Origin of the sequence: Mycoplasma sp. 4079 (assembly GCF_047785185.1) — a bacterium.
Lineage (GTDB): Bacteria > Bacillota_I > Bacilli_A > Mycoplasmatales > Metamycoplasmataceae > Mycoplasmopsis.
Map to the genome: position 1 here is coordinate 1 of NZ_JBLNNG010000012.1, position 23589 is coordinate 23589.

Here is a 23589-nt window from a genome sequence, read left to right on the forward strand (position 1 = left end):
TCACCGTCGTTAAATCTTGTTTCTAAATCAGCAAGGTTGATTACTTGGTATTCAACGTGGTTAACATTGTTAAATCCACGTTTTCCGATTCTACGGAATCATGGTGTTTGACCCCCTTCGAATCCTAATCTGTGACCTTTACGTTTGTTTTGACCTGATTGTCCTTTACCAGCTTGTTTACCTTTTCCAGCAGCGTGTCCTCTACCTTTACGGTGTTTTTCTGGTCTTGAACCTTCTGTGAATTTTAAAGTATTTAATTTAATTGCCATATTATAAATCCTTAACTTCTTTGTCTCTGATTTCAGCGATTTCTTCAACAGTTCTCATGTTTAATAATGCTTTAACTGTAGCTTTAACAACGTTTGCTTTTGAACGAGATCCATATGTTTTTGTAACGATATCTGTGTATCCAGCTAATTCAACAACAGCACGAACTGTTCCTGAAGCAATAAGTCCTTTTCCTTTTGGAGCAGGTTTTAAAATTACTTTAGATGCTAAGAATTTAGCAGTAATTTCATGTGGAACTGTACCATTAACTACTGGTACTGAAACAAGGTTGTTTTGTGCATCTTTAACAGCTTTCTTGATAGCATCTGGAACTTCGTTTGCCTTACCGTGTCCAAATCCTACAAGACCTTTTTTGTTTCCAACTACAACAAAAGCTGAGAAGCTGAATCTTCTTCCACCTTTAACAACTTTTGTAACACGAGCAATGTCAACTACTTTTTCTGAGAATTCTGATTCGAATTTAGGAGCTGCTTGACGTGGTCTTCTGTTCATTGGTTTTCTGTTTGCACGTTCTTGTTTGTTTTCTGTAGCTTCTGATTTAACTGTTCTTGGTCTTCTTGCTGTAACTTCTTTTGTTCCAGCTTCTAATTTAACTTCTTTTTTGTTTTCCATTAGAATTTAACTCCTTGTTCTCTTACTGCTTCTGCGAATGCTTTAACACGTCCATGGTAGATGTATCCACCACGGTCAAAAACGATTTCTGTAATACCTAATTTGTTAATTTTTTCACCCATTAATTTACCTAATTCTGATGCTGCAGCAATGTTTCCTGAGTATTTTTCATTTTTAAGTGTTGAAACACTTGCTAATGTAACACCTTTTGTGTCATCGATTAATTGAGCATAGAAGTTTTGGTGTGATTTGAATACATTTAAACGAGGTTTTGTAGCTGTACCGCTAATGTGTTGACGTAAACGAACATGTTTAACTTTTCTAGCTGCGTTTCTTGATTTTGCTTTCATTTTATTCACCTAGCAACTCCTAAATTATTTAGAAGCTGTTTTCCCTTCTTTACGTCTAATTTTTTCACCTTTGTAAGAAATACCTTTACCTGAGTACACGTTAGGTTTTCTGATTGCTCTAACTACTGAAGCAAATTGTCCAACTTGCTCTTTGCTAATTCCAAATACTGAAATTTCTGTAGGTTTAGCAACTGTAACTTTTAATTCTGATGGAACTTGTTTTGAAACTGGGTGTGAGTATCCAGCGTTAACTACAAGTTCATTTCCTCTAAGTTCAGCTTTGTACCCAACCCCTTTGATTTCTAAATCAATTTGGAACCCTTCTGAAACTCCCTTGATCATGTTTGCGATAAGAGCGTTTGTTGTTCCATGTAATTGTTTTGTTTGTTTGTTTTCGTTTGCACGTACTGTTGTAACTTGGTTGTTTTCTACTTGTACTTTGATTAATGGACTAAATGTTCTTTCTAATTTTCCGTGTTTTCCTGAAACTGTAACTGTGTTACCGTTAACTGAAACTTCTGTTCCAGCAGGAATAACTAAAACTCTATTTCCAACACGAGACATACTAATTATCAAATGTAAGCGATGATTTCACCACCAACATTAGCCTCCTTAGCTTGTTTTCCTGTCATTAATCCTTTTGAAGTAGAGATGATTACTGTACCGTAACCTGATAAAACACTAGGAATTTCATCTGCTTTAACGTAAGTTCTAAGACCTGGCTTAGAAACTCTTTTAAAGTCAACGATAGCTTGTTTGTTTTTCTTGTATTTTAATGTAACTACTAATTCTTTGTTTACACCTTCACCTGAAACTGTGTAAGATGCAATGTACCCTTCTTCTAAAATTAACTTAACAATAGCTTCTTTTTTAGTTGAATATGGAATTGAAACAGTTTTATGTTTTCTAATGTTAGCGTTTTTGATTCTAACAACTAAATCTGAAATTGGATCTGTAATAAACATAATTATCAACTCGCTTTCTTCATACCTGGAATTTTACCTTCGTGTGCAAGGTTTCTAAAGCAGATACGACATACTTTGTATTTTCTTAAAACTGAGTGTGGACGTCCACATAATTCACAACGTGTGTAAGCACGTGTTGAGAATTTAGGGTGACGTTTAGCTTTTGCGATTAATGCTTTTCTTGCCATAAACTATTTAGCTCCTTTTTTTTCGAATGGTACACCAAGTGCTTCTAATAATGTTTTAGCTTCTTGGTCAGATTTAGCTGAAGTTACAATAATAACGTCAAGCCCTTTGATTTTACGGATTTTGTCAAATTCGATTTCTGGGAAGATAATTTCTTCTTTAATTCCTAAGTTGTAGTTACCTCTTCCGTCGAAAGCTTTTGGATTAGCTCCACGGAAGTCACGAATACGTGGCATTGCAACATTGATTAATTTGTCTAAAAAGTCTCACATTCTTTCTCTACGAAGTGTAACTTTTCCACCCATAGGCATACCTTCACGAAGTTTTCATGAAGCGTTTGATTTTTTAGCTGTTGTTTGGTATGGTTTTTGAGAAGAGATTAATGTTAATTCATTTAAAACTTCTTCAATAGCTTTTGAGTTGTTGATTTCTTTTCCAGCTGTCATGTTTAATACAACTTTTTCGATTCTTGGAACTTCCATTGATGATTTGTATTGGTATTTTTCTTTTAAAGCAGGAACTGCTTTTTCTAAATAAACATTTTTTAACATATTAGATTTCCTTTTGTGTTCTTTTTGCGATTCTTACTTTTTTACCTTTGTCATCAATTTTGTATCCGATTTTTGAGATTTGTGCTGGTTTATCTTTTGTAGCTTTTTTAACTAAATATGCAACATTTGAAACGTGGATTGGAGCTTCTTTTTCTGAAATTGAACCATCTTGGTTTTGGTGTGAAGGTTTGTTGTGTTTTTTAACAATATTTACACCTTTAACGATAACTTTGTTTTCTGAACGTAAGATTTTTTCGATTTGACCTGTTTTTCCTTTATCTTTACCGGCAATAACCATAACTTCATCATTAACTTTGAATTTGATTTTGTTCATAACTTATCTCCTTATAAATAAATTAAAGTACTTCGGGTGCAAGTGAAACGATTTTTGGGTATTTTTCTCTAATTTCACGAGCAACAGGTCCGAACACACGTGTTCCACGTGGTGTTCCATCTTCTTTTAAAATTACAACTGCGTTATCATCAAAACGAATGTATGTACCATTGTCACGGTGAATTCCGTAAGCTGAACGTACAACTACTGCTTTAACAACTTGTCCTTCTTTAACCATACCGTTTGGAATAGCTTTTTTAACTGAACATACAATAACATCACCAATGTTTGCTGTTTTTTTCTTTGACCCACCTAAAACACGAATAACACCGATTTCTTTAGCACCTGAGTTATCAGCAACGTTTGCTCTAGATAATTCGTGAATCATTAGTTATTTCCTTCGATTGCAGTTTGTTTAACTTCAACTAATCTGAAGTGTTTTGTTTTTGATAATGGTCTTGTTTCCATAATAACAACGATGTCACCTAATTTAGCAACATGGTTTTCATCATGAACAGCAAATCTTTTTGTTGATTTGTAACGTTTTGAATATAATGGGTGTTTTTTGTATGTGTCAACTGCTACGATGATTGTTTTTGCTGTTTTACCAGCAGAAACAACTGTTCCAACTAAAGTTTTTCTTGAGTTTCTTTCCATAATTATTTAGCTCCTTTTTTTTCATTTAAAGCTGTTTTAACTTTAGCAATGTCTTTTCTAATGTTTGCAATTTTGTGTGTTTCTTTTAAATCACCTGTAACGTTTTGATATCTTAAAGTAAATAATTCTGCTTTAAGTTGTTCAACTAATGTGTTTAATTCATCAACTGATTTGTTTTTTAATTCTTTGTAAAGCATTATTTATCCCCTTCTTCTCTTTTAATAATTTTTCATTTAACAGGTAATTTGTGACCAGCTAATCTTAAAGCGTCTCTTGCTACATCTTCTGCAACACCTGACACTTCGAACATAACTGTATTAACTTTAACTGCTGTATATCATAATTCAGGAGTACCTTTTCCTGATCCCATACGTACACCAATTGGTTTAGATGTTTTAGCAAAGTGAGGGAAAATACGGATAATAACTTCCCCTTCACGTCCCATTCTACGTGTAGCAGCAATACGAGCTGATTCAATTTGACGAGCTGTTACTCAAGCAGATGTTACAGCTTGTAAACCAAATTCTCCAAAAGAAACTTTGTTTCCTTTTGTTGCTTTACGTTTGTCGTGTCTTTGAATGAATGGTTTTCTGTATTTGGTTCTTTTTGGTTGAAGCATTATTTATCCCCTTCCAATTTTTCACCTAATGATACTCAAACTTTAACACCAATTGCACCGTATGTTGTTCTAGCAGTAGCTGTAGCGTAATCAACATCTTGTCTTAATGTGTGAAGTTTCATTTCTCCTTCTGAATACCCTTCTGTTCTAGCCATATCAACTCCGTTTAAACGTCCTGAAACAGCTGTTTTGATACCTTTAGCACCAGCACGCATTGCATTTCTAATAGCAATTTTTTGTGCTGAACGGAAACTTTCACGGTTTTCTAATTTTGTTGCAATCATTTCTGCAAGTAATTTTGCATTTAAATCTGGATTTTTAAGTTCTAAAACTTGAACATTTAAGTTTAAGTTTTTGTTTTTAATAAATTTTGATAATGCTAATGTTAAGTCTTGAATGTTTTTACCTTCAGCACCTAACATAGCAGCTGGTTTAGCTGTGTGAACTAAAACTGTAACTTTGTTGCTTGCGTTACGTTTTACTTCAACTTTACCAATTTGGTATTGACGTACTAATTTATCAAAGAATTTGTAGATTTTAGCATCTTCAACTAAGAATGAACCAAAGTTAGCTTTTTCTGCAAATCATTGTGAGTTGTGAGCTTTTGAAATTCCGTAACGGAAACCATTTGGATTAACCTTTTGTCCCATATTAATTTCTCTCCTCTAATGTGATTGATAAATTTGATGTACGTTTTAAGATAGAGTAAGCTCTACCTTGGCTTCTTGGTTGGAATCTTTTAAGGGTTGGACCTTCATTTACATAAACTTCTTTTACGAATAATTTTGTAGCATCTAAACCATGGTTGTGTGTTGCGTTAGCAACAGCTGAGTTTAATAACTTGATGAAAATAGGAGCTGATTTTTTGTTTGTGTTGTGTAATAACCCTAAAGCAACAGTTACATCTTTACCTCTAAATAAGTTTGCAACTAATTTAGCTTTAGATACACTAACTCTTTGCAATTTAACGTGAGCTTTTGCTTGTTGTTTTTGCATTATTTCTTCTTCCCTTTATCTGCACCGTGACCAGAGAATGTTCTAGTTGGTGAGAATTCTCCTAATTTGTGACCTACCATGTCATCTGTAACGTAAACTTCAACAAATTGTTTTCCGTTGTGAACTGCAAATGTTAATCCAACAAAGTTAGGGAAAATTGTTGAACGTCTTGATCAAGTTTTAATTGGTTTTTTAGGTGCTTTTCCTTCAACGATAGCATCTACTTTTTTAAGTAAATGGTCATCAGCGAATGGACCTTTTTTAAGACTACGTGCCATTATTTAGCATCCTTTCTTCTTCTTAAAATAAGTTTATTTGAAGATTTCTTAGTTTTTCTTGTTTTAACTCCAAGAGCTTTTTTACCTCATGGTGTAAGAGGAGCTTTACGACCAACTGGTTGTTTACCTTCCCCTCCTCCATGTGGGTGATCTACTGGGTTCATTACTGATCCACGTACTGTAGGTCTAATACCTTTGTGTCTGTTAATTCCAGCTTTACCAATATTTACTAATAAGTGTTCTTCGTTTCCTACAACACCAATTGTTGCACGGCAACGAGCTAAGATACGACGTGTTTCACCAGATTTTAATCTTAACACTACGTATTTTCCATTGTCATCTTTACCAAGGATTTGAGCTGATGTACCTGCACTACGTGCAATTTGTCCTCCAGCACCTGGTTGCATTTCAATATTGTGTACAAATGTACCTTCAGGAATGTTTGAAAGTGGTAATGTGTTACCAACAATAATATCTACGTTGTCTCCTGAAACAACTTTTTGTCCTAATTTAATACCTTTAGGAGCTAAAATGTATCTTTTTTCTCCATCTGCATATACAACTAAACTAATGTTTGCTGATCTGTTTGGATCATATTCAATAGTTTTTACTGTAGCAGGGATGTTATCTTTATTACGTTTAAAGTCTACAAGTCTATAGAATCTTTTAACACGTCCTCCATGATGTCTAACAGTAATTTTACCTTGGTTGTTACGTCCAGCATGATTTTTTAAATTCACTAAAAGTGATTTTTCTGGAGCGTGACCTGATAAGTTTTGTCTGTAATCAAGAGTAGACATGTTTCTACGACCATTTGTAGTTGGCTTAAAATGTTTAATAGCCATTTGTCTTCTCCTTTGCTTAAAAATATTTGGGGATTTGCAAGATTATCTTTTAAGCAACTATCTAAAACCCCTTAACTAATTGTTTGATTTGAACATAAAGTTCATCGGATTTAATTATTCTCCACCAACTTTACGTTTTGTAGTAGTTTTCTTAACTGCTGTGTTTGCTTTTTTAGCTGTTGTTTTTTTAGCAACTAATTTAGCAGCAGCTTTTTTCTCAACTTCTGAAGCTTTAGAAGCTTTTGCTTTTTTAGCTTCATCTGCTTTAGCTTTAGTTTCAGCTAAAACTGCTTCTTCAGCGTCTGATGGAACATAGTTTAATGTTGAACCTTCTTTTAAAGTAACCATAGCTTTTTTGTAACGGTTTGTAAATCCGTGGAAACGTCCTACGTTTTTAGTTTTTTTATCAACTTTGATTGTTCTAACTTTGTCAACTTTAACTTGGAAAATTGTTTCAACAGCTTGTGCAATTTGGAATTTGTTTGCGTGGAAGTCTACTTTGAATGTGTAAACACCTTTAGCTCTTTGAATGTCTGATTTTTCAGTTAAAACTGGAGCTTTAATGATTCTTGTTAATTCCATTATTTAATTCTCCCTTTTAATAATTCAAGACTTTCGTTTGAAACAATCATAACGTCAGCAGCAATAGCAGCTTCAACTGTTAATGAGTTAGCTTTAACAACTGTAACGTTTGGTAAGTTTCTAACTGATTTGTAAACCATTGTATTTTCTGTAACAACTAAAACATGTTTTAAGTTTGCTACTTGTAATTCAGCTAATTTAGCAGCAACTGTTTTTGTTGAGATTGTGTCTAATGCTAAATCATCAACGATAACAGCTTGATCTTGTGCTAATAATGTTAAAGCTGAAATAAATGCACGGAATTTAACTTTCTTGTTAACTTTAAGTGAGTAGTTTCTGTTTGGTTTAGGTCCGAATGCTCTTCCCCCTCCAACTCAGATTGGTGAACGCATAGAACTGTGACGTGCTCTACCTGTTCCTTTTTGTCTTCAAGGTTTTTTACCTGAACCACTTACTTCTGAACGGTTTTTAACTTTGTGTGTTCCTTGTCTTCTTGATGCTCTCTCTGATAAGATTGAGTCAAATACTGCTTGTTCATAAATTTTTTCACTAGCAAATAATTGTGCTGGTAAATCTGCTTTATGAGCAACTTTAGCAACGTTTTTGTCTTTTTGAACTGTAACTTTAGCTGATTTTGAAGCAGCTGGTTTTGTTGAAGCTTTTTTAGCTGGAGTTGATTTAGGAGCAGCTTTTTTAGCTGTTGTAGATTTTTTAACTGTTTCTGCCATAAATTATTCTCCTTTGTTTGCTTCTGCAGCATCAATTAATTCTTGTAATTGTTGTGCGTTCATTCCAACTGTAACTTCAATGTTGAATTTTTTAGCTTTTTCAATAAGTTCGTTCATTAACATAGCTTCTTTAACGTTTACTAATTTAATTTCTTCACGGCTTGGTAATCCTTTAACCGCTTCTTTTACTACTACGAATGATTTTTTAGGCCCTGGAATTGAACCTTTGATTAATAATAAGTTGTTTTCTACATCTACTTTAACAACTTCTAAGTTTTGAACTGTTGTTTTAACATGTCCAAGGTGTCCTGGCATTGTCATACCTTTGTAAACACGGTTACCTGAGATATCCCCAAGTGATCCTGTTTGTCTAATAGGTTGAGATCCTCCACCTCCACCGTGAGATTTAGGTCCGATGTGTTGGTTATGTCTTTTAATTGTACCAGCGAACCCTTTCCCTTTTGATGTACCTGTAACGTCTACAAGTTCACCTGCTTTAAAAATGTCAGCCTTAATTAAATCTCCAAGTTCGTATCCTGACATATCACGAACTTCTTTAACGAAGCGCTTAGGTGTTGTTGAAGCTTTAGCAAAGTGACCAATTTCAGGTTTGTTTGCTCTACTTGCTTTTTTATCAGCTGTAGCAAGTTGTGTTGCAACGTAACCATCTTTGTCGTTTGTTAAAACTTTTGAAACAACATTTGGTTGTACTTCGATTACTGTAACAGGAACACTTTTTCCTGATTCAGTAAAGATTTGAGTCATACCAACTTTACGTCCTAAGATTCCTTTCATATTGTCTCCTTAAAAATTTGGGTATTAAATTTGATTATTTAACTTTAACTTGAATATCCACACCAGCTGGTAATTCAAGTCTTTGTAATTGATCTTGAGTTTTAGCAGAAGGATCGGTAATTACAACTAATCTTTGGTGTGTTCTGCTTTCGAATTGTTCACGGCTTTTCTTGTTAACGTGAACAGATCTTAAGATAGTAATTTCATCTCTTTTTGTAGGTAAAGGAATTGGTCCACTTACTTTTGCATCTGTTGCTTTTGCAATTTCGTAAATTCTTTTTGCAGCAGCATCAACTAATGCGTGGTCAAACCCTTTAACTTTGATGTTTAACTTACTCATTGTTGTCTCCTTTGTTCTTGATTTTGAACATAGCTCCTTTTAAAAACCCAACGTGTCCTCAACAACATTTTGGCACGTTGGCAACCTTAAAATTCATAGCTATAGTTGCTTATTGATTATATAGTAAAAATTAAAAAACAGAAACCGAAATTTCTGTTTTTATTTCTAGCAACTCCTCTCCGTGTATCAAGGAGCTTTTTCTTATGAAATTTTCTTTAAAATTCAGTTATTTAAAATCTGAAATGGAACGTATTCATAAGCTTTTTCTTGGATAGTTTGACCTTGTAATAACATCATTGTGGGAACCTTTAAAACTTGTCATTTTGTATTAGGAACTCTGAATAATTGAGCTTCTTCAGCATCCACATTAATGAAACGAATTCTATGATTTCCTTCATATTCTTTGGCAATTTCCTCTACAATAGGTCTCATCATTTTACAATCACCACATCATTGAGTAGTGAAATTTAAGAAGATTAATTCGTTATCTTTGTTAGCTTCAATTATTTTTTTAGCTTCTTCTCATTTTAAATTTTCAAACATATTCACCTCTAAACAGCTAAAAGTGATAAAGCGATCATAGGGTCTTTATCAGTTGCTTTAAATATTTTTTTTCTAATTGTTTTACGTAATTTTTCATTTAAATCATACATACGTTTGCAGCTATTTGATTTAACTACATCTACAACGATTTGTTTAATTAAGTTAGTCATTTGCTCTTGCTCAGAAATATCAATAACACCAACATAATTAATGTGTAATTGTCCTGTTAAGTTACGTGTTTTCGAATCGTACATAATATTGATTACAATAACACCTTCTCTACCTAAAAATTCTCTTTCAGAAATAACTTCAGATGAAATGTCTCCAACTCCGAAACCATCAATAATAGTAGTTCCAACTTCTTTAACTTTTCCATTGTGACTAAATAATTTACCATCAATAAAGTGAGCTATTTTTCCATTCATTAAGACAAGTGTATTGATGTCTTGAACATTCTTAAGTTCATCATTAATGTAATCACTAGCTGAAACCAAATATCTGTATAAACCTTGAGCAGGCATGAATACATCTGGTTTAAGAACTTTTACAAGTGAAACCAAATCATCTCTTGTAGGTCTTACGTAGAAGAACATTTTTTCACTAATATCAAATAGGTTGTGTGTGATTTTAGCTATTTCATCCATTGTTTGTGCATAATCAGACTCGAGACCATTAACTGGTGGAGCTAGCATAATTACAGTGTCACTAGGTTTAATTTTTAAATAAACGTCATTATTTTCTGTAATTCTATTGAAACGTGAATAAAGTCTTTCAGTTGATGCAGTAATTAAAACAATAGCATTTGAATGCTTATTAATTTGTCTGTGGTCAATTAATTTTGGTAATGGCACTACTGTTGAGAATTTAGAAATTAAATCTAATAAATCAGCATATGTTTTTCCGTATGGAACTACTGGTCTATTGTATTTGATTGCTAAATCTAAAACTTGTTGCAATGTAACCATTTCTTCACCATAGGCACCAACAATTATTTTTTCATCAGGATTTGCTTTCTTGAAAATATCATCAAGTTCGGTATATGCATTATATTTTTCAATTCCTCTACCTGAAACATTTGATTTACCAGCATCTGAAACGATAGCCACAATTTTTCTACCTTCAAAGTACTTTGCAAGTAATGGGAAGTAAACTTTTCCATAAATTCCTAAGTTACCTTCAACATAGTTAAACATAAATAAGTAGTCACCTGTTTTAGTTTGGAAGTTAAACCCAATGTTTCCAGGCATTGAACCTGTTAGTCCAAAAGGAACGATTGTTAAATCACCAAATTGAAGTTTTTGTCTAATAACTTGAACTTGTCCTTTTTTAAGTTGAATATCGTATTTTGTAATTCTGTCAATAACTAAAACTTGATTAAATGCCGAAGTATAGATTTTAAGGTTAGGAATTTTCATTAATAATCAAGGGATTGCACTGAATGTTTCATTCTTAATGTCTGTGATGAATAAACCTTTAATTCTGTCTTTGTTTTTGATTAAATAATCAAAATTTGGAATAAGTGTATTAACACCATTTGACATATTTAAAGGCACCTTAGCACCTGCATTAACTATAAAAATGTCATCATTATATTCAAAAACATAACAGTTTTTACCGTTTTCGTCTTGTCCTCCAAGAGCGAAAATATTTACATTTTCCATATTTTTCTCTCTTTCATTATGTATTATGTGTTTTAAAAGTAAGGAATAATTAGTTTGCTAATTAATTTTTTAATTATAGCAAATTGATTTTTTGAGGGTAAAAATAAAAACACCTAATACATAGGTGTTTTAGTAATTAATTACTTAATGCAAATTACTTAACAACGTGTTCTGTAATTTGATCGTTTTCAACAACTAAGAAAGCATCTCCTTGTTGAATTCCGTATGGTTCTAATGCTGAAACAGCATTTTCGTGATCTTGTTTTACAAGTGGGAATAATGATTCTGAATCAACTGAGTTTCATACTGATGAATATGAACCGAATGCATTGATTAATAATGGATCATTTACAATACCAATAACTGTTGAGTTAGGTCTGAATTTAGCAACTTCTTTTAATAAAGCTCCTGTTCTTGATAAAACAACAACATATTTGTATTTTCCTTCTTGTGCTTTTTGAGCTATTGAGTAAGCAATTTGTGAACGTTTGTTTGATTGATCTGAATTTTTTCAAACTTTTTCTAATTGAATTTCGTAGTAGTTTCTTGAGTAGAATTCTTTTTCAGCTCTTCTTGAAATAGCTGACATTGTTTTAACAGCTTCTAATGGGAATGAACCGTTTGCACTTTCTCCTGAAAGCATTGTTGAGTCAGCTCCTAATTCAACTGCGTAGTAAACGTCTGTAACTTCAGCACGTGTTGGGTGTGGTGAGTTTTCCATTGAGTCTAACATTTGTGTTGCAACGATAACTGGTTTACCAGCTTCACGACATTTTCTAATGAACATTTTTTCATAGTAAGGAACATCGTAGTAAGGAATTTCTAATCCTAAGTCTCCACGAGCAACCATAATACCGTCTGATGCTTCAATAATTTCATCAATGTTTACACATCCTAAGTGTGATTCAATTTTTGAGAAGATTTGAATGTGTTTTCCACCGTTGTCATCTAATAATTTTCTTAATTCTTTAACGTTTTTAGCTGAGTTAACGAATGAAGCAGCAACATAGTTAATTCCACTTTGAATTCCGAATTTAACGTCGTTGATGTCTTTTTCAGCTAAGAATGGTAATGAGAAGTCAACACCTGGTAAGTTAACACGTTTGTTTGTTTTTAATTTGTGTGTGTTTTCAGCTTTAACTTTTACGTAACCATTTCCAACTTCTGTAACTACTGTTGATAATTTACCATCATCAATTAAAACTTGGTTCCCAACAGATAAGTCTTGTGCCATATCATATGCAACTGTAATTTCTGTTGATGTACCTTCGTGTGAAAGATATTTATCTTGTGTTGTGTAGATGATCATTTCTGTACCTGATTGCACAACTTGAGCACCATCTTTCATTTTTCCAATACGAATTTCAGGTCCTTTAGTATCTAACATAAGAGAAACTGGAACTTTTAATTCTTGTGAAACTCTTTTTCCTAATGTAAATTTATTTAATTGTTCTTCGTGTGAACCGTGGCTAAAGTTTGCTCTAATTGTTGTTACACCATTTTGAACTAATGATAATAACATATCATAGTTATCACTTGATGGCCCAATTGTAGCAACTAATTTAGTTCTTTTATCAGTAATTTTCATATTGCTCCTAGTAATTAAATATATATTTAAAATATAAACATATTTTACAACATTTTTCAAGTTTTACCTTATGGTAGTTTGTAAATAGTTCTATATTTTTATTCCTATGCATAAGGAATAAAAAACACAATGTGCTAATTGTTAGAACATTGTGTACACAAATAATTTATTAAGCTTGTTGATTTAAAAATGAAACATCTTGACTAAGTTCAATTGTATTATCACTTGTTAATGCAAATATAGATTTAGCAGTTAAATCATCTTTTGTAGCTTTTAAAATGTTTTGATTGAATACTAAATGAACATTTAATGTGTTATCTGTCATTGTAATTGTTGATTGTGCTCAATCAATTGCAACTAAATCATTGACTTGTAAATCAAAGTTTGCTTTGATAAATTCAGGTTTAGTTTCTTCATTTAAAGTAGTTACATAATCGTTTAATGCTTGAATAGATGAGTAGTTAGCTTTTAATTTTTCTTCACTTAATGTAAGTGATTTAGTAATTAATGTTGAATATTTATTATCTGCAGCAACCGTTGCAAATCCTGTTAACTCATAAACATATTGTTCTGCAGCTTCATTTTCACTATTTAGTTTCTTAAATTGTAAATATAAAGTTCCTGTTTCATCATTTGCATATGATGTAAATTCGATGTTTGACATAGTGTAGAAGATATTTTCAGTTGTTGCATTATCTTTATAAACAAATGTAAATGATTTACCTGTGTCAGTTTTAGCAGCTTGTTCTGAAGTCATTACATTTTGAGTTTTAAGTTCTGCTAATCATTTATCTTTGTTTCAATTTGTATCACCGATTTGAAGAATTGGAGAACTAGCAAATTCTGAGGCTAAATGAGTTGATTTATCTAATGAACCTGTTGAAACTAATGAATAATTTTCAATTGTCGGTCTAACAGCATCTAAGAATGATAAATCAACAGTAGTATCAACTTTATTATTCTCTTCTAAATTAAACACTGATTGTGCACTTAAATTTTCTTTTGTACCAGCTAATACATTTAAGTTGTATGAAATACTTAATTTCATTATTTTGTCCTCAAATGTAACTTGCAGACTGCTTCAATTAAAATCAGTCAATTTAGATGATTCTTTTGTTGAGAAATGATTTTTAATAAATTCAACTTTTTTATCTTGCTCTAAGGCTTCAAAGTGTGTTTTTAACGCGTCTGAAGATTTGAATTCTTTAAATAATTTTTCAGTATCAGCAGTTAATGTAGCAATTGTTAAATTAGCATATGGATTTTTAGTAGTCAATGTTGCAAAACCAGTTAATTCAAAAATGTGAGTTTTAACTGTATTTGCATTTTTATCTTTAACTAACATTTTAAGCAATAATGTGCCTGTTAAATCGTTTGCATATGAAACAAATTCAATTCTAAAACCTTGATCTTTGGCTTCTTGAGCAATTGCATTAAATACCACTCCATTGCTTGCTGTTAATTCAAATGATTTAATATTATCAACTTGATTTTTATCACTTTCAGTTTGGAATTTAGCGACTGTAAGTTCTTTAATTCAAGCTGAATTATCTCATCTTGTTCCACTAATAGGAACTAATGGATTTGTTGCATATTCAGAAGCTAAATGTTTATCTTTAGTTAATGAGCCAGTAACATTTAGATTAAAATCTGCATAATCTATATTAGTTTTTTTCTTTGATTGTTTAACCAATAATACTGATGTAGCTGCTATTCCACCAAGAACAACAACTGAACCACCTAAAAGTAATAATGGTTTTAATGTTTGTTTAGTCAATTTCATTTTCATCTCCTGAAAGAGTTTGTGTTAAATCATCACTGAGTTGCTCAATTCCGACTTTTTTTTCTGAAGAAACTAAGAAATACTCAAAGTTTCCAAGTTCATTACGTAAGCTTTTAATGTGATTTAATAGTTGGTTTTTGTCTTTTTGTTTAAGTTTGTCAGTTTTTGTGAAAACTAACTTAAAGTTTATATTATTTGATATTAAAAAATTTAATTCAGGAACGTCTGTATTAGTAATCCCGTGTCTAGAATCAATTAACAAGTAAACACATCTAAGGTTTTCTCTTTCTATTAAATATTCATAAATCATCTTCATCATTTTATCTTTTTGAGTTTGCGAAATTTTTGCGTAACCATAACCTGGTAAGTCGACTAAAACTGCTCCGAATTCATTTTCAAAATAGTTAATTAATTGTGTACGACCTGGTGTCTTAGATGTTTTTGCTAATTTCTTATTTTCAACAATTGCATTGATTAATGAACTTTTTCCAACATTTGAGCGACCTCAAAAAGTAACTTCATAATTTGGATGTTCGTATCAATTTGTCCTGTTTGTAGATGATTTAATAAATTTAAACATTGTCCTAAATTCCTTTTTTGTTTTGTTTTGCTTTTTCTATTTGTTCTTTATGTTGTTGTCTGATTTGAGTTGAAGAAATATTTGAGTTTTCATAATCAGGCATTATTATGATTGTTTCAAGATCATTATTTAAAGCATTATTTGCTGTAGCTAATTTAAGCTCATAATTAAAGTCAGTTTGATTTCTAGCGCTACGTACAAGTCATTTTGCATTTAATTGATGAGCTAAATCAGCTGTTAAATCAAAGTAGTTTTTTAAGACAACCACTTTATCGCTTTCTTGATATTTATTTTTAATTGCCTCAAAATTTTCTTCAATTCTTTCAATATTATCTTTATCAGGATTGTAAGTTACAACAACATAAAGTTTGTCAAAAAGCTCGGCAGCTTTTTGCACTATTGATTCGTGACCTTTATGAAATGGATCGAATGATCCAGGAAATAAAGCTATTTTAGTTTTGTTCATAAATTTTAATTGCATTTCTTGCAATAACTAATTCTTCGTTTGTTCTAATTACATAAACTGGAACTTCTGAATCAGGTGCAGAAATTAAAGCGAATTCACCGATTGATCCATAGTTAACTTCTGAGTTTAATTTAATGTTTTTGAAGAATAATTTATCTGCAATCATTTGTCTAATAATAGGTGTGTTTTCTCCAATTCCAGCTGTGAAAACAAGCGCATCTGGTTTACCACCAATTTTGTTTGCATAAACTGCTACATAGTCAGCAATTTTTTGTGAGTAAAGTTCAAGTGCAAATTGTGCATCTACATTTCCGTTGTTTGCTGCAGCACAAATATCTCTCATGTCTGAAGAAATTGTAGAAACACCTAAAAGACCACTTTGTTTATTTAAAATATCTGTGAATTGATTGATATCTAGACCTGATTGGTTCATAACAAATTGATGAATTGAAGGGTCAATGTCACCACTTCTTGTTCCCATCATTATTCCAGCTAATGGTGTAAGTCCCATTGATGTGTCAAATGATTTTGAATCCTTAACAGCACATAATGAACCACCGTTTCCTAAGTGCATATTAACAAATGTTACAGTTTCTTTGCCTAAGATTTGAGCAAGTTTTTCTGTAATGTATTGGTGTGAAATTCCGTGAGCACCATATCTTTTGATTTCGTATTTTTCTACTAATTCTTTTGGTAATGCATATGAGCTATTTACTTTGTTAATTGTTGTATGGAATGCTGTATCAAAGTCACCTGTTAATTTAGCGTGTGGGAAAACTTTTCTAAATCCGTAAATTGATTGCACTGCTCCTGGGTTGTGTAATGGCGCATAAATTGCAACTTTATCTACAATGTTAATTACTTCATCTGTGATTTTTGCTGTATTGTTAAAGTATGTACCACCTTGAACAATTCTAAATCCAATGTATTCAATTTCTTCTGGTTGGTGTATTAAGTTAATTTCTTCCATTAATTCATATAATTTGTTAACAGCAACTTCGTGATTTGGCATTGCTACTATTTTTTCAAATTTTTGACCATTGAATTTAATTGAAATAGCTCCCTCAGGTAATGTAATTCTTTCAGCAATACCACTAGCGATTAATTCTAATGATTCTTTATCAAATAAACTTAATTTAATTGAGCTACTTCCTGCATTGATTACTAAAACTTTTTTATTCATTATTACTCCTTGTTTGTGTTTAAAATCGAAATAAGAATTGTTCCTATTATATCTTTTGTCGTTGCTCCCCTTGATAAGTCTGCAACGGTTTGATTAAATCCTAAAACAAAAGGACCATACACATTGAATTTACCTAACTGCTGAATAAATTTGTAAGATATATTAGCTGAATTTAAATCAGGAAACACAAATACATTAGCATCTTGGTAATTGAATAAATCTTTTTTCTCTCTTATTTTGTTATTTAACGCTGCATCAACTTGAACTTCACTTGCATACACATTTTCGTGTGGATATTTTTCTGAAAACAATTTTGCTGCATTTGACATTTTTAAAGCTTGTGAACTTGAGTTTGAGCCATTTGTTGAAAAGGACATAAATGCACCAGTTGGTTTATCGAGAACTTTTTTGCTAAAGTCCATAGCATTTTTAGTTATATCAACTAATTGTTCTTCAGTTGGCTCAATAACAAAAGAAGGATCAGAAACTACATAAGTTTGTGATTTTTTATTAAGCACCATTGCTGATGAAATTGTGCTTGTTGTTTTATATAAAACCCTTAGAGCACTACGATAAAATGATTTTGAAGTTGTGTTATATCCACCCACAACAACGTCATATTTTTGTGTTTTAGCAATGTACATACCAATGATGTTTCTAGTGTTTGAATCAAACTCAAGGTCAAGTTGATTTAAATCTAAATTAGGTTGTTTTTTTAATCTAGATTGTATGTAGTTTTGCTTAACTTTTTGAATTTGGTCAAATGAGACAAAAACATCGTGTTTATCATTTGAGTTTTCAAATGATAAGTAGTTGATTATGATGTTTTTATTGAGCATTAATTTGTTTATTCAGAATCTTTGAGAAGGTGAATAAGTATCTATTAAAAGCACTGTGTATTGGTGCTTTTTGTGTTTAATTTTTCAAAATATAGAGTGTAAAAGCATAGTATCCTTTTTAGTTTGTTATATTATACCAATAGTTTAGTTTTATGTTAATTGTATATAACTAAGTTATTTAGTGTTAAATAAAAAAATATCAGTTTGAATTTAAACTGATATTTATATATAAAACTCATATTTATTATTAAAAAGTAAAGATTAAACTAATTCAATAATTGCCATACGTGTTGAATCACCTTGACGACGAGGTAATTTAATAATTCTTGTGTATCCACCGTTTCTTTGTGAGTATTTTGGTGCAATATCATCAAATAAGTATGATAATACAGCTTTACCATCTTTAGTTTTAATTGGACGTAAGAAACCTGCAACAGCACGTCTGTTTGCTAATGTAGGGTTTTTAGCTTTTTGAATCATTTTTTCAGCGTGTCTTCTTAATTCTTTTGCTCTTGTTAAAGTTGTAACAATTCTTCCGTTTACGTATAATTCACTAACAAGTGAACGCATCACACCGTTTCTTCATTTAGTGTCACGTGAATAGATTTGTGTTGGGTTTGCCATATTACTCATCTCCTTCTCTTAATTCAAAACCGTAATCTTTAACTTTATCAATGATTTCTTGAATTGATTTTCTACCTAAGTTCTTTGTTTGCTCTAATTGTGAAACTGTAAGTTCTCTAATTTGTGATAATTTAGTTTTCTTAATTTTTCTAAGTGCATTAGCTGAACGAACTGATAAGTTCATTTGTGAAATATCGATGTCATCTTCTTGTTTTTCTTCTGGTTTTTCAACGATTTCTTCAAAGATATCAACTTTCATTTTATCTGTGTCTCCGATTACTTCAAGAAGACCAATTAAAATGTCAGCTGCTTGTCTAAGAGCATCTTTTGCATCTACTGTTCCATCTGTTTCAATGTTGAACTCAAGTTCTTCTTCAATTCTGCTTGAAGCTGAGTTCATTTCTTTGATATTGTAGTAAACTTTTTTGATTGGTGAGAAGTTTGAATCAACTGCGATAAATTCACCTTTTTTAATGTCACTCATTGGAGCTAAATCATCTTTTTTACGTTTAGAAATGTAAGCTTTGTTTTCATCAAATGAAACAAATCCACGTCCTGAACGTAAGTAAATTTCAACATTAAGAGCCTTAGCATTCATAACTGTAGCTAACTTAATGTTTGTATCAATAACTTGAACACCTGGGTGTGAAACTACTTTAAGTGATCTTGAAGTAACTTCTCCAGGAGCTTCTGATTGTAATGTAACTTTTACAATTTCATTGTCTTTAACAACGTTAGGGTTGTAAGCAAAACGAACTTTACGTAAATTCATTAATAAAGTAATAACATCTTCTGTAACATCTTTGATTGTTTGGAATTCATGATCAACACCTTCGATTTTAACTGCAAATGGTGCTAATGATGAAATTGTTGATAATAATGTTCTTCTTAAAGGAACAGCTAATGTATTACCAAAACCTCTTTCAAGACCTCTTAATACAAAAGTTGTTTCAGCAACATCATCTCTTTTGTGGATTACAGGTTTATCTAAGTAAACCAATTTTTTCATTTTTTCCATTGTTTACCTCTTTTGAATTATTTTTTCATACGTTCACGTTTTAAGATACGTTTTGGTGGTCTTGTTCCGTTGTGTGGAACTGGTGTAACGTCTTTGATTTCTGTTACTGTAATACCGCTAACTTCGATTTGTTTTCTAGCAGCATCTTTTCCAGCTCCAAGACCTTTTAATTCAACTTTAACTGTTTTGATTCCGTGTTCTTTAGCAGCTTCAGCAGCAGCTTGAGCAGCTAAACCAGCAGCATATGGAGTTTTCTTTTTAGTACCTTTGTATCCAATTGCTCCTGCTGAACTTCAAGCAATAACATTCCCGTTTTCATCAGCAAAAGTAACAATTGTGTTTTGGTTTGTTGAGTGGATGTGTGCTACACCACTTGTAATGTTCTTTTTCTTAGTTTTACGAGCCATTATTATTTACCTTTCTTTCCTGCTACAGTTTTTCTTGGACCCTTACGTGTACGAGCATTCTTTTGAGTACTTTGTCCACGAACTGGTAACCCTTTACGGTGTCTCATTCCACGGTAGCATTTGATTTCCATTAAACGTTTGATGTTTAATGAAACTTCTCTACGTAAGTCACCTTCTGTTGTGTAAACTTTAGCTGCTTCACGAATTCTTGATAATTCTTCTTCTGATAAATCTTTTACACGAGCATCTTCGCTAATGTTTGCTACTTTACAAATTTCTTTTGCTAATGTTCTTCCAATTCCATAAATGTATGTTAATGAAATAACAACACGTTTATTGTTTGGGATTTCGACGTTTAAAATTCTAGCCATTTAAAATCCTTTCTAACAATTACCCTTGTCTTTGTTTGTGTTTTGGTTGAACACAAATAACACGGATAATTCCTCTACGTTTAATGATTTTACAGTCTTTACACATTTTTTTAACACTTGCTCTAACTTTCATTAGTTCTCCTTATTACTTGTGTCTGTAAGTAATACGTCCTTGTGTTGTATCATAAGGACTTACTTCGACATCAACTGAATCACCTGGTAAGATACGAATGTGGTTAATTCTCATCTTCCCAGAAATATGAGCTTTAATTGTGATGCCATTTTCAAGTTCTACTGAATAATCATCAATTGTAAAAACTTCTTTGACAACACCTTTTATTTTAATAGCATCTTTTGCCAATTAGATTCCTTTCGTTAACACGATTCCTTTTCCATTTTTGATGAGTACAGTGTGTTCATAATGAGCTGTTCTTGTATTATTGGCGCTAACTATTGTTCACCCATCTCTAAGTTGAATAAATTTATTAGTTTGGGCAATCATTGGCTCAATACAAATTACCATACCATCTTTAAGTAATGGACCAGTTCCTTTTTTACCTTCATTGAAAATATTAGGATCTTCATGTAATCTTCTTCCGATTCCATGACCACAAAAGTCTCTTGGTGTAAATAAACCGTGCTTATGGATATATTCACCTATTGCATAAGATATATCACCTGTTCTAGCACCTTTTTTAATCGCTTTTAATCCAGCTTCAAAAGCTCCTTTAGCTACATCAATAAGTTTCTGATCTAGAGGTGAAACTTTTCCAACTGGTTTAGTGAAGGCACTATCACTATAAAAACCTTCTCAGATGCATCCTAAGTCAACACTAACAATGTCACCTTCTTCTACGATGCGATCTGTAGGTATTCCATGGATCAATTGTTCATTAACTGATATACATGCTGTACTTGGAAAACCTTGATAACCTTTAAATGCAGGTTTGGCTCCACGTTTGATTATTTCTTTAAAAGCCAATTGATCAATATCTTTTAAAGAAACCCCTGGTCTTACAAAGTCTCAAACTATTTGCTTGACTTCTGCCAAGATTTGACAAGATTTGGTAATCATTTGAATTTCTTCTTCTGTTTTTACTCAAGACATAATTAGATCACCTTTCTCTGTAAAAAATAAAATAATCTAACATATATGTTAGATATTTTAAAGTTTATTTATTTTATCACTTTTTTGCAAAATTTCAAGTACCTGTTTTGCAACTTCTTCAGGTGTAGCTGAAGCATCTACAACTCTTAATTCATCTAGTGATTTGTAGTAGTCAATTAATGGTTTTGTTTGTTCTTCATAGATTTTTAATCTGTGTTCAATACGTTCAGGTGTGTCGTCTGCACGTTGAATAATTTGATTAGAACAAACATCACAAACACCTTCTACTTTAGGTGGTTGGAATTCTACATGGTAGCCTGCACCACAATTTACACATGTTCTTCTACCACTTAAACGCTTAATGATTTCTTCATTATTTACTTGAAGCTCAATAACCACGAATTCAAAGTCTTTAAGTGAATTTAAGAACTCTGCTTGAGCTTTAGTTCTAGGAAAACCATCTAGGATGAAAAATTGGTTATTTTCTTTTAATTTTAAGATTGCATTTTCAACAATTTTATTTGTGATTTCATCAGGTACATATCCACCTGTTGTCACAATGTTTTGAACTTTAAGACCAAGTTCAGTTTTTTGCGCTATTTCATTTCTAAAAATGTTACCTGTTGATAAATGAATTAAATTGCTTGTTTTTGACAATAAAGAAGCAACAGTACCTTTTCCTGCTCCTGGTTGTCCCATAAAAATTACATTTTTATTTATTTTATTTATCATAATAAACCTTCTACGTTTTCTGCTGAGTTGCTTTCAATATTTTTAATTGACTCTCTTTTTGCTTTTGATAAATTATTTGATTTAATTCTTGCTTGTAATTGTCCTACTGTTTCAAGTGCAACACTTACTAAAATCATAAGTCCTGTACCACCAAATGAAATTACACTAGGTAAAATACCTGCCATAATTTCAATAAATTGCATACTTCCTAATGCTAATAAATAGAATGATGAAAATACACTTAATCTAAATACAATCCCAATTAAGTAATCTTGTGTTTCTTCTCCTGGTCTTACACCTGGAATAAATGTTGAATTTTTAGCAAAATCTTCAGCTATCTTATCAACTTTTGATTGTTGAATACCCATAACTAATGAGAATGCAAAAATAACAACTATAAGTAATGTAAATCCAATTGGTTGGGTAAATTGCATATTTTGGTTAATTCATTGTTTTGATGCATTGTCATCTGGCAGTATGTTTGCAATCATTGTTGGGAATGATAAAACCATCATAGCAAAGATAATAGGCATAATTCCGGCTGGATTTAGTTTAATAGGTAAATAACCAATGTCTTTTTTAGATTTAGATCTACCTGCTCCTATTTGTTGGATAGGTATATGTCTTTCTGCTACATAAACAATAGCTATAATCATTAAAACAAGTAAGTAAACAAGTATATATGTAAAGAAATTGACTATACCAACAAGTGCCCCACTTGAACCAGATAAATCAACACCTATGTAATGTAAGAATGCTTCTTTAAATTGGAATGGTAATCTAGCAGCGATACCTGTGAAAATAATTAAACTTGTTCCATTTCCAATTCCTTTATTTGTGATTTGTTCTGAAATAAATAAAGCAAATAATGAAGCAGAAGTTAAAACCATTGGAATCATAAAGAATGTTAAAAATTCTTTTGATACAATTCCGTATCCATCCAACTCAATGAATTGACTATTTCCATTACCAAGCGTTTTAATTAAGAAAACAGCCTGTGGATAAGCAATAACAATTGTTAACAATCTAGTAATAATATTTATTTTTCTTCTACCTTGCGGTCCACTCTGACTTAATTTATAGATTGGAGGGAATATTTTTGATTGTAAAATCATCATTATAAGAGAAGCATTAATAAATGGACTAATACCTAAAGCAAATAGTGAGAACTGTCTAAGTCCTCCACCACCAATTAAGTTTAATGTATTTAAAAAAGAGTTACTACTAATTGCATCTTCATTTTTAATCTTTACAAATGGCAATGTTATAGTTGTTCCTAAAATATAGATAGCCAACATGAGTAAAGTAAAAATAGCCTTCTTCGTTAAATCCTTATTTGTGAAGAATGCTCTTAATCTATTTTTTGTTTTATAGATTAAATTACCCAATGTGCTCGCCCCTTTTTTAAAATATATTGGTATTATATAACAAAATATTTTTTTTCATAGTTTGAGTTAATAAAAAAACACCATTAAAGGTGTCGAATATTCTTTGAAAACTGAATAGTTATTTTAATAATTCATTAAAATGTCTGAATACATCTTAATATACTTTTAAACC

The 23589-nt window shown here is 31.6% G+C and carries 36 protein-coding genes and 1 pseudogene; all 37 read right to left on the reverse strand.

Annotated elements, in window-relative coordinates:
* The coding region (rplO, locus tag ACMZI9_RS02590) for a 50S ribosomal protein L15 (RefSeq protein ID WP_416099215.1) at nucleotides 1-269 on the reverse strand (269 nt) is incomplete at its 3' end.
* Nucleotide 270: 1 nt separating this feature from the next.
* The gene (gene rpsE / locus ACMZI9_RS02595; RefSeq protein ID WP_257089323.1) at nucleotides 271-900 is read right to left on the reverse strand and encodes a 30S ribosomal protein S5; all 630 of its coding nucleotides are present in this window, start codon (nucleotides 898-900) and stop codon (nucleotides 271-273) included.
* Nucleotides 900-1250, reverse strand: coding sequence for a 50S ribosomal protein L18 (gene rplR / locus ACMZI9_RS02600; RefSeq protein WP_257089321.1), 351 nt, complete (start codon nucleotides 1248-1250; stop codon nucleotides 900-902). Before rplR ends, rpsE begins: the two co-directional genes overlap by 1 nt.
* A gap of 24 nt (nucleotides 1251-1274) precedes the next feature.
* Nucleotides 1275-1814 (reverse strand): 50S ribosomal protein L6, encoded by a 540-nt coding sequence (gene rplF, locus ACMZI9_RS02605; RefSeq protein ID WP_257089319.1) that lies wholly within the window; start codon nucleotides 1812-1814, stop codon nucleotides 1275-1277.
* 5 nt (nucleotides 1815-1819) lie between these two features.
* Complete coding sequence (gene rpsH, locus ACMZI9_RS02610; RefSeq protein ID WP_257089317.1) at nucleotides 1820-2215, reverse strand: 30S ribosomal protein S8; 396 nt, start codon at nucleotides 2213-2215, stop codon at nucleotides 1820-1822.
* Between the two features lie 2 nt (nucleotides 2216-2217).
* Nucleotides 2218-2403: a type Z 30S ribosomal protein S14 gene (locus ACMZI9_RS02615; RefSeq protein ID WP_257089315.1), complete on the reverse strand. Its 186-nt coding sequence runs from the start codon at nucleotides 2401-2403 to the stop codon at nucleotides 2218-2220.
* 3 nt (nucleotides 2404-2406) lie between these two features.
* Nucleotides 2407-2952 carry a 50S ribosomal protein L5 gene (gene rplE / locus ACMZI9_RS02620; RefSeq protein WP_257089313.1) on the reverse strand — a complete coding sequence of 182 codons (546 nt, stop codon included), beginning with the start codon at nucleotides 2950-2952 and terminating at the stop codon, nucleotides 2407-2409.
* A 1-nt stretch (nucleotide 2953) separates the two neighbouring features.
* The gene (gene rplX, locus ACMZI9_RS02625) at nucleotides 2954-3277 is read right to left on the reverse strand and encodes a 50S ribosomal protein L24 (RefSeq protein WP_416099228.1); all 324 of its coding nucleotides are present in this window, start codon (nucleotides 3275-3277) and stop codon (nucleotides 2954-2956) included.
* 31 nt (nucleotides 3278-3308) lie between these two features.
* Nucleotides 3309-3674 (reverse strand): 50S ribosomal protein L14, encoded by a 366-nt coding sequence (gene rplN / locus ACMZI9_RS02630; protein WP_257089308.1) that lies wholly within the window; start codon nucleotides 3672-3674, stop codon nucleotides 3309-3311.
* A complete protein-coding gene (rpsQ, locus tag ACMZI9_RS02635) occupies nucleotides 3674-3943 on the reverse strand; it encodes a 30S ribosomal protein S17 (RefSeq protein ID WP_306428736.1) in 270 nt (89 codons plus the stop codon). The genes rplN and rpsQ overlap by 1 nt, the downstream gene beginning before the upstream one ends.
* Before the next feature lie 2 nt (nucleotides 3944-3945).
* Nucleotides 3946-4140 carry a 50S ribosomal protein L29 gene (rpmC, locus tag ACMZI9_RS02640; RefSeq protein ID WP_323176676.1) on the reverse strand — a complete coding sequence of 65 codons (195 nt, stop codon included), beginning with the start codon at nucleotides 4138-4140 and terminating at the stop codon, nucleotides 3946-3948.
* Nucleotides 4140-4562 carry a 50S ribosomal protein L16 gene (gene rplP / locus ACMZI9_RS02645; RefSeq protein ID WP_257089304.1) on the reverse strand — a complete coding sequence of 141 codons (423 nt, stop codon included), beginning with the start codon at nucleotides 4560-4562 and terminating at the stop codon, nucleotides 4140-4142. Before rplP ends, rpmC begins: the two co-directional genes overlap by 1 nt.
* Complete coding sequence (rpsC, locus tag ACMZI9_RS02650) at nucleotides 4562-5212, reverse strand: 30S ribosomal protein S3 (protein ID WP_416099216.1); 651 nt, start codon at nucleotides 5210-5212, stop codon at nucleotides 4562-4564. The genes rplP and rpsC overlap by 1 nt, the downstream gene beginning before the upstream one ends.
* Nucleotide 5213: 1 nt before the next feature.
* Nucleotides 5214-5558 (reverse strand): 50S ribosomal protein L22, encoded by a 345-nt coding sequence (rplV, locus tag ACMZI9_RS02655; protein ID WP_257089299.1) that lies wholly within the window; start codon nucleotides 5556-5558, stop codon nucleotides 5214-5216.
* Complete coding sequence (gene rpsS / locus ACMZI9_RS02660) at nucleotides 5558-5836, reverse strand: 30S ribosomal protein S19 (RefSeq protein ID WP_257089297.1); 279 nt, start codon at nucleotides 5834-5836, stop codon at nucleotides 5558-5560. The genes rplV and rpsS overlap by 1 nt, the downstream gene beginning before the upstream one ends.
* A complete protein-coding gene (gene rplB, locus ACMZI9_RS02665; protein ID WP_323176678.1) occupies nucleotides 5836-6681 on the reverse strand; it encodes a 50S ribosomal protein L2 in 846 nt (281 codons plus the stop codon). Before rplB ends, rpsS begins: the two co-directional genes overlap by 1 nt.
* Before the next feature lie 114 nt (nucleotides 6682-6795).
* Entirely contained in the window at nucleotides 6796-7263 is a 468-nt protein-coding gene (gene rplW / locus ACMZI9_RS02670; protein WP_416099217.1) for a 50S ribosomal protein L23, read from the reverse strand.
* Complete coding sequence (gene rplD, locus ACMZI9_RS02675) at nucleotides 7263-7991, reverse strand: 50S ribosomal protein L4 (RefSeq protein ID WP_416099218.1); 729 nt, start codon at nucleotides 7989-7991, stop codon at nucleotides 7263-7265. The genes rplW and rplD overlap by 1 nt, the downstream gene beginning before the upstream one ends.
* 171 nt (nucleotides 7992-8162) lie before the next feature.
* Nucleotides 8163-8786: pseudogene (rplC, locus tag ACMZI9_RS02680) on the reverse strand (50S ribosomal protein L3); the annotation flags it as partial.
* Nucleotides 8787-8820: 34 nt separating this feature from the next.
* Entirely contained in the window at nucleotides 8821-9126 is a 306-nt protein-coding gene (gene rpsJ, locus ACMZI9_RS02685; protein WP_257089286.1) for a 30S ribosomal protein S10, read from the reverse strand.
* 201 nt (nucleotides 9127-9327) lie between these two features.
* Nucleotides 9328-9669, reverse strand: coding sequence for a thioredoxin family protein (locus ACMZI9_RS02690; RefSeq protein ID WP_257089285.1), 342 nt, complete (start codon nucleotides 9667-9669; stop codon nucleotides 9328-9330).
* 8 nt (nucleotides 9670-9677) lie between these two features.
* Entirely contained in the window at nucleotides 9678-11330 is a 1653-nt protein-coding gene (locus ACMZI9_RS02695) for a ribonuclease J (RefSeq protein WP_257089283.1), read from the reverse strand.
* Between the two features lie 154 nt (nucleotides 11331-11484).
* Complete coding sequence (pyk, locus tag ACMZI9_RS02700) at nucleotides 11485-12918, reverse strand: pyruvate kinase (protein ID WP_416099219.1); 1434 nt, start codon at nucleotides 12916-12918, stop codon at nucleotides 11485-11487.
* A gap of 169 nt (nucleotides 12919-13087) precedes the next feature.
* A complete protein-coding gene (locus ACMZI9_RS02705; RefSeq protein WP_416099220.1) occupies nucleotides 13088-14701 on the reverse strand; it encodes an MAG1430 family protein in 1614 nt (537 codons plus the stop codon).
* Entirely contained in the window at nucleotides 14688-15281 is a 594-nt protein-coding gene (gene yihA / locus ACMZI9_RS02710) for a ribosome biogenesis GTP-binding protein YihA/YsxC (RefSeq protein WP_416099221.1), read from the reverse strand. The genes ACMZI9_RS02705 and yihA overlap by 14 nt, the downstream gene beginning before the upstream one ends.
* Before the next feature lie 4 nt (nucleotides 15282-15285).
* Nucleotides 15286-15747, reverse strand: coding sequence for a pantetheine-phosphate adenylyltransferase (gene coaD, locus ACMZI9_RS02715; protein ID WP_416099222.1), 462 nt, complete (start codon nucleotides 15745-15747; stop codon nucleotides 15286-15288).
* On the reverse strand, nucleotides 15734-16930 hold the full coding sequence (locus ACMZI9_RS02720) for an acetate/propionate family kinase (protein ID WP_416099223.1): 1197 nt from the start codon (nucleotides 16928-16930) through the stop codon (nucleotides 15734-15736). Before ACMZI9_RS02720 ends, coaD begins: the two co-directional genes overlap by 14 nt.
* Before the next feature lie 2 nt (nucleotides 16931-16932).
* Complete coding sequence (locus tag ACMZI9_RS02725; RefSeq protein ID WP_416099224.1) at nucleotides 16933-17877, reverse strand: phosphate acyltransferase; 945 nt, start codon at nucleotides 17875-17877, stop codon at nucleotides 16933-16935.
* 153 nt (nucleotides 17878-18030) lie between these two features.
* Nucleotides 18031-18402, reverse strand: a complete 372-nt coding sequence (gene rplQ, locus ACMZI9_RS02730) for a 50S ribosomal protein L17 (RefSeq protein ID WP_323176688.1) — start codon at nucleotides 18400-18402, stop codon at nucleotides 18031-18033.
* Nucleotides 18395-19411, reverse strand: a complete 1017-nt coding sequence (locus ACMZI9_RS02735; RefSeq protein ID WP_416099225.1) for a DNA-directed RNA polymerase subunit alpha — start codon at nucleotides 19409-19411, stop codon at nucleotides 18395-18397. Before ACMZI9_RS02735 ends, rplQ begins: the two co-directional genes overlap by 8 nt.
* A gap of 17 nt (nucleotides 19412-19428) precedes the next feature.
* The gene (gene rpsK, locus ACMZI9_RS02740) at nucleotides 19429-19818 is read right to left on the reverse strand and encodes a 30S ribosomal protein S11 (RefSeq protein WP_257089267.1); all 390 of its coding nucleotides are present in this window, start codon (nucleotides 19816-19818) and stop codon (nucleotides 19429-19431) included.
* A 2-nt stretch (nucleotides 19819-19820) separates the two neighbouring features.
* A complete protein-coding gene (gene rpsM / locus ACMZI9_RS02745) occupies nucleotides 19821-20189 on the reverse strand; it encodes a 30S ribosomal protein S13 (RefSeq protein WP_257089265.1) in 369 nt (122 codons plus the stop codon).
* A gap of 19 nt (nucleotides 20190-20208) precedes the next feature.
* The gene (gene rpmJ, locus ACMZI9_RS02750; RefSeq protein ID WP_257089263.1) at nucleotides 20209-20322 is read right to left on the reverse strand and encodes a 50S ribosomal protein L36; all 114 of its coding nucleotides are present in this window, start codon (nucleotides 20320-20322) and stop codon (nucleotides 20209-20211) included.
* 12 nt (nucleotides 20323-20334) lie between these two features.
* On the reverse strand, nucleotides 20335-20550 hold the full coding sequence (infA, locus tag ACMZI9_RS02755) for a translation initiation factor IF-1 (RefSeq protein ID WP_257089261.1): 216 nt from the start codon (nucleotides 20548-20550) through the stop codon (nucleotides 20335-20337).
* On the reverse strand, nucleotides 20551-21297 hold the full coding sequence (map, locus tag ACMZI9_RS02760) for a type I methionyl aminopeptidase (protein WP_416099226.1): 747 nt from the start codon (nucleotides 21295-21297) through the stop codon (nucleotides 20551-20553).
* Between the two features lie 57 nt (nucleotides 21298-21354).
* Entirely contained in the window at nucleotides 21355-22029 is a 675-nt protein-coding gene (locus ACMZI9_RS02765) for a nucleoside monophosphate kinase (protein ID WP_323176690.1), read from the reverse strand.
* Nucleotides 22023-23417, reverse strand: coding sequence for a preprotein translocase subunit SecY (gene secY / locus ACMZI9_RS02770; protein WP_416099227.1), 1395 nt, complete (start codon nucleotides 23415-23417; stop codon nucleotides 22023-22025). Before secY ends, ACMZI9_RS02765 begins: the two co-directional genes overlap by 7 nt.
* Nucleotides 23418-23589 lie beyond the last annotated feature (172 nt).